Here is a 9935-nt window from a genome sequence, read left to right as displayed (position 1 = left end):
CACCTTCGCCGTCGGCTTCCTGCCGACGTACGCGTCCATCGGCGTCGCCGCCCCGTTGCTGCTCCTCGTCTGCCGTCTGGTCCAGGGGTTCTCGACGGGCGGCGAGTACGCGGGCGCCACCACCTACATCGCCGAATACGCGCCCGACCGCCGCCGCGGGTTCCTGGGCAGTTGGCTCGACTTCGGCACCTTCGTCGGCTACGCCCTGGGCTCGGGCCTGGTCACGGTGTTGACGCTGGTCCTGGGCACCGCGGGCCTGGAGGACTGGGGCTGGCGCATCCCCTTCTACCTGGCGGGTCCGCTCGGCCTGATCGGTCTCTACATGCGCATGAGACTGGAGGAGACCCCCGCCTTCAAGAAGGAGGCGGCCTACGCGGCGTCGGAGCGCGAGGCGGGCGAAGAGGACGAGGACCCCGTCGAGGCCGCCCGCGAATCCGGCAAGGGACGCCTGAAGGAGATCTTCACCCAGCACTGGCAGGCCGTGCTCATCTGCATGGGACTGGTCCTGCTCTACAACGTCACCAACTACATGGTGACCTCGTACCTGCCGACCTACATGACCGTCACCCTGGGCCAGAGCGACACGACCGCGCAGCTGCTCGTCCTCGCCACCATGCTGCTCGTGGTCCTCACCATCACCACGGTCGGCCACTCCTCGGACCGGTGGGGCCGGCGTCCGGTGTTCCTGGTCGGCAGCGTCGCCCTGGTGGCGCTCTCCGCGCCGGCGTTCCTGCTGATCCGCCGGGGCGGGATCGTGCTCCCCGCCGTCGGCTGCGGCGTGCTCGGCCTGTTGCTGGTCTGCTTCGCCGGAACGGCCGCGTCCACGCTGCCCGCCCTGTTCCCCACCCGACTGCGGTACGGGGCGCTGTCCCTCGCCTTCAACATCTCCGTCTCCCTCTTCGGCGGGACCACGCCGCTGGTCGCCTCGGCGCTCGTGGAGACGACCGGCGACACCATGGTCCCGGCCTACTACCTCATGGTCGCCGGTGTCGTCGGCTTCGTCTCGACGCTCTTCCTGCACGAGACCGCCGGCAAACCGTTGCGGGGCTCCGGCCCCATGGTCGAGACGGCGGACGAGGCGGACCGGCTGGTGGCCGGGAGCCGCTCGGCGGCCGGGCGACAGGCCAGGGACGTCTGGATCCGGCTGCGCCACCCGTGGGCCCACCGGGGCCCTCACGACGAAGAGCGTCGATGATCCCGGTCGAGGACCCGGCGCCGATGTCGCGCACGGCCCGCGCCGGGCGCGATGACCCGGGAGGCGCCCGGGCTCCGCAGGGGTAGATCCACCCCATGCAGACATTCCTCCCCTATCCGGGGTTCCTCGATTCGGCGACCGTGCTCGACCCCAGGCGCCTGGGCAAACAGCGCGTCGAGGCCCTCCAGGTCTTCAGGGGCCTCACGGTGCCCGGATACGGCTGGCGCCACCACCCGGCGGTACGGATGTGGGCCGGCTACGAGGAGGCGCTGGTGCGCTACGGCCTGGACGTCTGCGGGGTCTGGACCGCCGAGGGGCGCTCCGACACGTGTGCGGCCACACTGCTGGGCGGCTACCTCGCCTGGCGCCCGGGAGCCGCCCCGCGCGAACAGCGCCGACTCGCGGCGGACGGCGAGCTGCCGCCCTGGCTCGGCGACCCCGCCTTCCACCGGAGCCACCAGTCCGCGTTGCTGCGCAAAGCCCCGGAGCTCTACGACCGCCACTTCCCGGGCGTGCCCGACGACCTCCCCTACGTATGGCCGCGGTCCGACCGGGACGGCGGCCCGCCTCCGTACACTGGGAACACGTCATGACATCGGCCGGCGGACCGGCGCCCCTGGCACCCCGCCCGCCGCGGACCACCAGCCCCGTGCCTGCCCCCGGAGTGGACATGCGTCAGCGTCCCGAAGAACCGCCGGACGGCGCCGAAGGCCTGTTCACCATGGACGACCTCGCGGCGGCGGCCGCACCCGCCGAGGACCCCGGCCGCAGACCCTTCCGTGACGGGCCGCGGGCGGCCAGGCTGCTCCACGTGGCGGAGATCCACGCCGAGCCCGCCGCCGCCGACTCCTTGCGCGGGCGGCAGATCATCGCGCGGTTCCCCGACGCCCGCCTCATCGAGACGGACTCCCACTGGCGCATTCCGCACCTGCACGGCAACGAGGGGAACGTCGAGCGGTGGGTGCGGGTCAAGCGCGAGGTGCTGGTCCTGGGCGAGCGCAAGTCCTTCGGCATCCGGCCGAACGGCCGGTCCGCGGACTGGATCGCCCCCGGCCTCTCCAACGGCTGCGCCATGGCCTGCGCCTACTGCTACGTCCCGCGCCGTAAGGGTTTCGCCAACCCGATCACCGTCTTCACCAACGTCGAGCGCGTTCTCGGCAGCCTGGGACGGCACATCGCGGCCGCCGGTCCCAAACCAGAACCCAACCAGTGCGACGAGCACGCGTGGGTGTACGACATCGGGGAGAACGGCGACTGCTCGGTGGACGATCTGATCAGCGACAACACCGCCGATCTCGTGCGCGCGTTCCGTCGGTGGCCCACCGCCAAGGCGTCCTTCGCCACGAAGTTCGTCAACCCGGACCTGCTCCGGCTCGACCCGCGCGGGCGCACCCGTATCCGTTTCTCGCTGATGCCGCCGGACGACTCCCGGCTCCTCGACATCAGGACCACCCCGGTCCCCGAGCGCCTCGCGGCGGCGGCGGACTTCCTGGACGCGGGGTACGAGGTCCACTTCAACCTCTCCCCGGTGGTGCTCCGTCCGGGCTGGGCGCAGGACTGGGACGAGCTGCTTCGCGCGATGGACGACGTACTGCCGCGCCGGGTCAAGGACCAGGCCGGAGCGGAGATCATCCTGCTCACCCACAACCGGGATCTGCACGAGGTCAACCTCGGCTGGCACCCCCGCGCCGAGGACCTGCTGTGGCGCGAGGACCTCCAGCAGCCCAAGCGGTCGGAGAACGGCGGCTGGAACGTGCGTTACCGGGGCCCGGTCAAGGCGTCCGCCGTCGAGTCGATGCGCCGGATGATCGCGACCCGCACGCCGTGGCTGCGCGTGCGGTACGCCTTCTGAACCAATCCCGCCCACCGCGCCGCGCGGCCGCCACCGGGCGCGGGCGCCCTCGGGTCCATAGCGCAATTCGGTGCGCGGTACCACATCCGAACAACGGAATGCGGCCGAAAATAGAGCGGAATGCAAGTTCGAATTTGCTCGCCTGTTTGTGCCGGGGAAAGCCTTCAACCTCCTCCTTTGACGCCGCGCGACACGAACGCGCCATGGCTCGCGCCGTAATCCGGCCCCGGAGATGGCGCGTATTGGGTCCTCCGGTCCGATGAACTCCAACGAAAGCACCCATGCGGGAAGTTGGGCGTAGTTATGCTCCCGCCCACCGGTCATAAGATCCCCACTTTCGATGGTTCGAGGACGCCGATGGCGCAAAAAGACATTCCACCCGAAGCCGCCCGCCCCGAGGCGGGAGCGAACCGGATGATGCCCGTGATCGCGGCCGTGGCCGCCCTGTGCCTCGTCGGGGGGCTCGTCCCCTCCCCGGAACCGGTCCGCGCCCTCTGCGCCGTCCTGGGCGCGGCGTGCACCGCCGTGGCCGTCGCCGAGGCGCTGCGCCGAGGCCGCGCGCTCTCCGCCCGCCGCTCCCAGGTCGCGGCTCTGCGGCACGCCCTGTCCCGACAGGAAACCGAAGCGGTGCGCCTGTCCGAGGTGGTGCTGAGCGAGGCCATCGGGCGACTGCGCAAGGGGGAGTTGCCCGAAGAGGTGCTCAACTCCCTGGGCGGCCGCGGCGGACAGGGCAACCGCTGGGGCAACGACACCGCCCTGACACCCCGTTTCAGAGCCGCCCTGCAATCCGTGCTGGCCCAGGCCATCGACGCGGTCGACAACGAGGAGAACCTGCGCGACTCGGCGCAGCGGGCCTTCGTGAACATCGCCCGTCGCGTACAGGCGATCGTCCATCAGCAGGCCCAGGAAATGCGCGAGATGGAGGACCGTCACGGCCGCGACCCGGACGTGTTCGGCGACCTGCTGCGCCTGGACCACGGCACCGCCCTTATCGGCCGGCTCGCCGACTCGATCTCCGTCCTCGGCGGCGCGCGCCCCGGCCGTCAGTGGAGCAGGGCCGTCACCCTCTACAGCGTGTTGCGCGGCGCGATGTCCCGGATCATCGACTACCAGCGGGTGGAACTCCACTCGGTGTCCGAGGTCGCCGTCGTCGGCCCCATCGTGGAGCCGCTGATCCACACCCTGGCGGAGTTGCTGGACAACGCCACCCGGTACTCGCCGCCGCACACCCGGGTCCACCTCACGGCCGCCGAGGTGCAGTCCGGCATCGCCGTGGAGATCGAGGACGGCGGCCTCAGCATGAGCGAGGAGGCCCGCAGGCGCGCCGAGCGGATGCTGGCGCAGGCGCAGTCCGGCATCGACCTCAACGACCTGGGCGAGACGCCGAGGCTGGGCCTGGCGGTGGTCGGCCGGCTGGCCCAGGCGTACGGCTTCCAGGTGTCCCTGCGCTCCTCCGCGTACGGCGGCGTCCGCGCGGTGGTCATCGTCCCGCAGCACCTGATCACCACGGCATCCGCGGCGACCGGCCTCGCCCACGGCATCGGTTCCTCCTCGGGGCCCAGGGCCGTGCCCGCCGCACCTCGCGAACACCCCGTCGACCGCTCGTCCGCCGCTCTCTCCGCGCCCCGGTCGACACCGGCCCCCGTGCCGAGGCCCGCGGTCGCCGCCGGCGGCCCCGCCACCGGACGTACGGCGACGGGCCTGCCTCAGCGACGCCGCAAGGACCGGGCCACCCTCCCCGACGCCCCGCCGGCGGCGGAGCCGCAGTCGGCGCAGGACCCCGGCCCCGGCATGTGGCTGGAGGCGTTCCACAGCGGACTGTCCGGCGCGTCCGGCCAAGACGCCCAGGGCGCCCAGGACGCGTCCGGCTCAGCGACCAAAGGGGCATGAACAGTGATGACTCAGCGAAGCGGTATGGACTGGATGCTGAAGGACCTGGCCGCCGGCGTGCCGCAGACACGGCACGTGATCGTGCTGTCCGCGGACGGACTCTGCGTGGCGCAGTACGGGGCCGAGACCGACACGGCGGACCGTCTGGCGGCGGCCTGCGCCGGCCTGCAGAGCCTCGCCGGGGCGGTGGCCTCCGAACTGCCCCGTTCCGAGGGCAGAATGCGGCTGGTCGTGATCGAGATGGACGGCGGGTTCTTCTACCTGATGGCCGCCGGCGACGGCTCGTACCTGGCGGTGCTCGCCGACGAGGGAGTCGACGCGGGGCTGATGGGCGCCCAGATGCGCAACCTGGTGACCCGGATGGGGGACCACCTCAGCAGCCCGCCCCGACATGACGGGCAGCCCGCGTGAGTGAGCCCCCCGCGAGCTGGGAGGACAACAGTCCCGAACGGCTCTACGTCATCACCGGCGGACGGAGCGGACCTTCCACCGCCGTCGACCTGGACCTCGTGACCCTGGTCGTCGCCAGAGCGCCCGCCATGCCCGAGATGCAGCCCGAGCAGGCGGCCATCCTGCGGATGTGCCAGGCGCCGCTGTCGGTGGCCGAGATCGCCGCCTACGCCGGTCTGCCCGTGAGCGCCGTCACCGTGCTGGTCGGGGACCTGATGGCCGCTCGGCGCGTACGCGTCCGCCCGCCCGTTCCCGCCGCCCAGCTACCCGACCTTGCTCTGATCGAGGCAGTGATCGATGGACTTCAAAAGCTCTGACCCGCCCCGCGGGCCGCTCCCCGCGGACATACTCCCCCAGACGGCGGCGGCCGCCGTCAAGATCGTCATCGTCGGCGGTTTCGGCGTGGGCAAGACGACGATGGTCGGCGCGGTCAGCGAGATCAGGCCGCTGACGACCGAGGAGACCATGACCAAGGCGGGTATCGGCGTCGACGACACCCGGGGGGTGGCGCGCAAGACCACCACCACCGTGGCCATGGACTTCGGCCGCATCAGCATCAACGACGAACTCGTGCTGTACCTGTTCGGAACCCCCGGCCAGGAACGCTTCTGGTTCCTGTGGCGCGGTCTCTTCGAGGGCGCGCTCGGAGCGGTCGTCCTCCTCGACACCCGTCGGCTTGAGACCAGCTTCGACGTCATCGGACGCCTGGAGGAAAGGGGCGTCCCCTTCGTCGTGGCCGTCAACTCCTTCCCCGACGCCCCCGAGCACCCGCTGGAGGAGCTGCGCCAAGCCCTCGACCTGCCCAACGCCGTCCCGATCCTCGTCTGTGACGCCAGGCGGCGGGACTCGTCCCGCGACGTCCTGCTGACCCTCATGCGCTACCTGCACTCCCAGGCAGCCACCCAGGAGGCAATGTGAGCACCCAACCCACCCCTCCGCCCCAGTGCCCCGCCCACGCGGCGGGAGCCGGGGGCGGCGGCCTCCACCGCCTCCACGGGCCGGAGGCCGAAGCCGACCCGTTCGCGCTGTACGAGAGGCTGCGGGCCGAGTACGGGGCCGTGGCGCCCGTGCTGGTCAGCGGGGACCTCCCGGCCTGGCTGGTGCTCGGGCACCGGGAGAACCTGGACGTGGCGCGGACCCCTTCGCGCTTCGCCCGCGACCCCCGGGGCTGGCGCGACATGAAGGAGGGCCGGGTACCGGCCGACACCCCGCTCGGCCCCATGGTCTCCTGGGTGCCGGTGTGCAACTTCACCGACGGGCCGGTCCACGAGCGGCTGCGGGGAGCCGTCGTCGATTCCCTGGAGCGTTTCGACAAGCGCGGCATCCGCCGTTACGTCACCCGTTTCGCCAACCAGCTCGTCGACCGGATCGCCGGCGACGGTTACGCCGACCTTGTCGCCTCCTTCTCCGACCAACTCCCCATGCTGGTGATGACCCAGCTCGTCGGAGCCCCCGACGAGCACGGGCCCCGCCTGGTGAAGGCCGCGCGCGACATGCTCCAGGGGACGGAGACGGCCCTCCAGAGCGACCGCTACGTCACGCTCACGCTGGAGCAACTGGTGATGGAGCGCAAGGTCAAGCCCGCGCACGACCTCGCCTCCTGGCTCATCGAGCACCCCGCGGACCTCAGCGACACGGAAGTGCTGATGCACCTGCGCGTGGTACTTATCGCGGCGTACGAGACCACCGCCAACCTGATCGCCAACACCCTGCGGACCGTCCTGACCGACCCGCGCTTCCGGGCGAGCCTGTCCGGGGGGCACATGACGCTGCCCGACGCCCTGGAACAGGTGTTGTGGGACGATCCGCCGATCAACACGATCATCGGGCGCTGGGCGACCGGGGACACCCTGCTGGGCGGTCAGCAGGTGAAGGCCGGTGACATGCTGCTGCTCGGCCTCGCCGCGGGCAACGCCGACCCGCAGATCCGGCCCGACCCGAGCGTCTCCGTCCACGGCAACCGGTCCCACCTGGCGTTCAGCAGCGGACCGCACGAATGCCCCGGTCAGGACATCGGCCGCGCCATCGCGGACACCGGCATCGAAGTCCTGCTGGACCGGCTGCCGGACCTCCAACTGGCGGTCGGCGCGGACGAGCTCCGGTGGCGCGGCACCCTGATGTCGCGCCACATCCTGGGCCTGCCGGTACGGTTCACGCCGCGCTCCGTCGAGAACGCCGCGCCCCACACGGAGCGGGCCTCCGAGCACCCGCCGCACGTCCCGATCCCGCCGCAGCCGACGGTGGCCCCCGGCCCCGCCCCCGCGGCGGGGCACCGGCGCGGGGGCGGTTGGTGGCGCCGCCTGTTCGGCCGCCGCTGAGCCGGGCGATCCGATCCGGGCCCGAGGGCCCCGGCCACATGGCCGGGGCCCTCGGTGTCGTCCGGTGCGATGTCCGCCCGGTGAGACGTCACTCAGTCGCCCACCCACTGCCACCAGGAGGCGAGGGCCGGCAGATCCGGTGCCTCCCGGTCGGGGACGCTCGGCACGTCGGCGTACCGGACCGCGAGACGGGCTTCGGCCGACGGCAGTCCGTACCGGTTGCGCGGGGTCGCGTACCGGGGCGCCCGGCCCTGCCATGCGACGCAGCCGGCCACGTAGTGGCCCAACGCCGCCAGGTGACGGCGCAGTCGGGGATCGGCCCCGTCCGCCAGCCGCGCCCGTAACGTGGTGAAGAGGACCATCACCCTGTCACGCAGGGCCACGGCGAGGGGTACCGCCTCGGCGGGGGAACAGCCTTCCCGGTGGGCGAGGACGTTGACCAGATTCACCTCGGGCGGTTCCAGGTGGTCGTCCTTGTCGTAGGAGAACAGGTCGTTGTCCGCGCTGACGATGAACCCCGCCGCGTCGGTGAGCGCGGTGAGGGCGGGCGAGTACAGCACCTCGGCCGGCAACCGGTCCTCGCGCGCGACGTCCGACCAGGTGAGCGAGAAGCGCGTGCCGTTCGCCAGCGGTCCCAGGGCGGCGAAGTCGTTCAACCCCGGCATGGCGCCCTCCTCGGCCCGCGCCGCCCGCCACGCGGCCCCCAGCAGCCAGTCGCGGGTGCCCTCGGTGAACCTGCGCAGCTCGAAGGGGCTGAGCATGGCATGGGTTCGGCTCACCAGGTCCACCAGCGCGCGGGTCATGGGGCCGTCGGGCAGCAGGGACGCTCCCGGGTTCTCGATGGTCCGCAACAGCCGTACCCCGTGTTCGACGACGGCGCCCGTCCCCACCTCCTCGGAGCCCGAGTCCTGCCAGTCGTCGACGGCGTTCGCCCAGTAGTTCCACTCGGCGAACAGCAGCAGGGCCTCGACCTTCCCCTCGGGGATGATGCGGCAGGTGAAGTCCGCACTGTGGGTGGCCAGACCCCACGCGCGCTCGACCGCGTCCGGGTACAGGCCGAAGGAGTCCACCCACTCGACCGCCCGCGCCTCCACCTGCTTCGCCTCTGGATGGACGAGGTCGCGCTCCAAAGGGCAGTAAAAGGCGGGCAGTCGCGGACCGAGGCGTGAGGGACGCGGTGGCGCCGTCATCGGCCGCCCCGCTTGCGGAAGCACAGCAACCGCGTCTCCATCGCGTGGTCGCGCCACAGCCGGAAGAGCCTGCTGTGCGCGAGCGTCGACTGCTGGAGCCGTTCGCGGCTCCAGGCGCCGGGCTCGCCGCCCGCGCGCAGCCGGTCGAGTTCGGCCGTGTTCCACGCCATGGACTGCACCCAGAACTCCGCGACCGAGTCGGTCACCTCCTCGTCCCGCACCAACTCCAAGCCGGCCGCCTCGGCCGCCGTCAGGTATTCGGAGCGTGTTCCCAGCCGTGTTCTGTAGTAGCCGTCGATGAAATCGAGCCACTCGGAGCGACACACGAAGTGCTCCTGGAGGCCGAACCACCCTCCCGGTTCGAGCGCCTCGGCGACGACCTCGAAGAGGCGCGCCCGGTCGGTGTACCCGCTGCTCTCGTTGGCGTAGACGGCGTCGTACGCGCGGGAGTCGCGCAGCTCGTGCACGTCGGCCACGAGGGGGCGCACCCGGTGCGCGACACCAGCCTGACGGGCGAACCGCCCGATGATCGGGACGTGTTCGGCGGCGACGGTGAGCCCGGTGACCGAAGCGCCGTGCTCCTGTGCCCAGTAGAGGGAGGTGCCGCCGAGCCCGCAGCCGATGTCCAGGACGCGTCGCGGGGGAGTCTCGTACGCCCCCCAGGAACGGGCGGCGTGCTCGACTATCCGTTCCTGCGCGTCGAGCAGGTGCTGCTTCAACACGCCCTGTGGAACGGTGGTATGGGGCGGGGAGTCGTCCGGGAACAGCCCCACATGGAAGTGCACGCGGGGACCCGGACCGTACTTCTGGATGATGTCCTGCGTCTTGCCGCTGTAGTAGAGCCGCACCTGCTCGTCCGCGGACGAGTCCCGGTCGGTTCCTAAAGAGGGTACGAGGGGTGTAACGCGCATGGGACGCCCGCCCTTTCGTAGCTGGGGCCGGTCCCCGGGCACGCTGGCGCCGCTCTCACCGCGTCCCGACCGGCACACTGTTGAAGCACGGATCATCGTGGCACTTCGAGGGCCTCCCGTCAGCCCACT

At 71.6% G+C, this 9935-nt stretch carries 10 protein-coding genes; 8 read left to right on the top strand and 2 right to left on the bottom strand.

Annotated features, from left to right (window positions below):
- From E6R62_RS23490 to E6R62_RS23455, 8 genes are all read left to right on the top strand, one after another.
- Positions 1 to 1195: MFS transporter (locus E6R62_RS23490; RefSeq protein ID WP_136215491.1), on the top strand; the 1195-nt coding region annotated here is incomplete at its 5' end.
- A 95-nt stretch (positions 1196 to 1290) separates the two neighbouring features.
- On the top strand, positions 1291 to 1788 hold the full coding sequence (locus E6R62_RS23485) for an MSMEG_6728 family protein (protein WP_136215490.1): 498 nt from the start codon (positions 1291 to 1293) through the stop codon (positions 1786 to 1788).
- Between the two features lie 77 nt (positions 1789 to 1865).
- Positions 1866 to 3047 (top strand): spore photoproduct lyase family protein, encoded by a 1182-nt coding sequence (locus tag E6R62_RS23480; RefSeq protein ID WP_206308823.1) that lies wholly within the window; start codon positions 1866 to 1868, stop codon positions 3045 to 3047.
- A gap of 414 nt (positions 3048 to 3461) precedes the next feature.
- Positions 3462 to 4937, top strand: coding sequence for an ATP-binding protein (locus tag E6R62_RS23475; protein WP_240801839.1), 1476 nt, complete (start codon positions 3462 to 3464; stop codon positions 4935 to 4937).
- Positions 4938 to 4943: 6 nt separating this feature from the next.
- Positions 4944 to 5348: a roadblock/LC7 domain-containing protein gene (locus E6R62_RS23470; protein ID WP_206308822.1), complete on the top strand. Its 405-nt coding sequence runs from the start codon at positions 4944 to 4946 to the stop codon at positions 5346 to 5348.
- The gene (locus E6R62_RS23465) at positions 5345 to 5704 is read left to right on the top strand and encodes a DUF742 domain-containing protein (RefSeq protein ID WP_136215487.1); all 360 of its coding nucleotides are present in this window, start codon (positions 5345 to 5347) and stop codon (positions 5702 to 5704) included. Before E6R62_RS23470 ends, E6R62_RS23465 begins: the two co-directional genes overlap by 4 nt.
- Positions 5685 to 6305: an ATP/GTP-binding protein gene (locus E6R62_RS23460; protein WP_136215486.1), complete on the top strand. Its 621-nt coding sequence runs from the start codon at positions 5685 to 5687 to the stop codon at positions 6303 to 6305. The genes E6R62_RS23465 and E6R62_RS23460 overlap by 20 nt, the downstream gene beginning before the upstream one ends.
- Positions 6302 to 7705: a cytochrome P450 gene (locus E6R62_RS23455; protein WP_136215485.1), complete on the top strand. Its 1404-nt coding sequence runs from the start codon at positions 6302 to 6304 to the stop codon at positions 7703 to 7705. The genes E6R62_RS23460 and E6R62_RS23455 overlap by 4 nt, the downstream gene beginning before the upstream one ends.
- 92 nt (positions 7706 to 7797) lie before the next feature.
- Here the strand turns inward: E6R62_RS23455 and E6R62_RS23450 are convergent, their stop codons facing one another.
- Both E6R62_RS23450 and E6R62_RS23445 read right to left on the bottom strand, forming a co-directional pair.
- Positions 7798 to 8835, bottom strand: coding sequence for a hypothetical protein (locus E6R62_RS23450; protein ID WP_240801838.1), 1038 nt, complete (start codon positions 8833 to 8835; stop codon positions 7798 to 7800).
- Positions 8836 to 8891: 56 nt separating this feature from the next.
- On the bottom strand, positions 8892 to 9806 hold the full coding sequence (locus E6R62_RS23445) for a cyclopropane-fatty-acyl-phospholipid synthase family protein (protein WP_136215484.1): 915 nt from the start codon (positions 9804 to 9806) through the stop codon (positions 8892 to 8894).
- Between the last annotated feature and the right edge of the window lie 129 nt (positions 9807 to 9935).

It is taken from the genome of Streptomyces sp. A1136, from assembly GCF_004795055.1.
In the GTDB taxonomy this organism is placed as follows: Bacteria; Actinomycetota; Actinomycetes; order Streptomycetales; family Streptomycetaceae; genus Streptomyces.
This window is presented reverse-complemented; position numbering and strand designations above follow the sequence as displayed.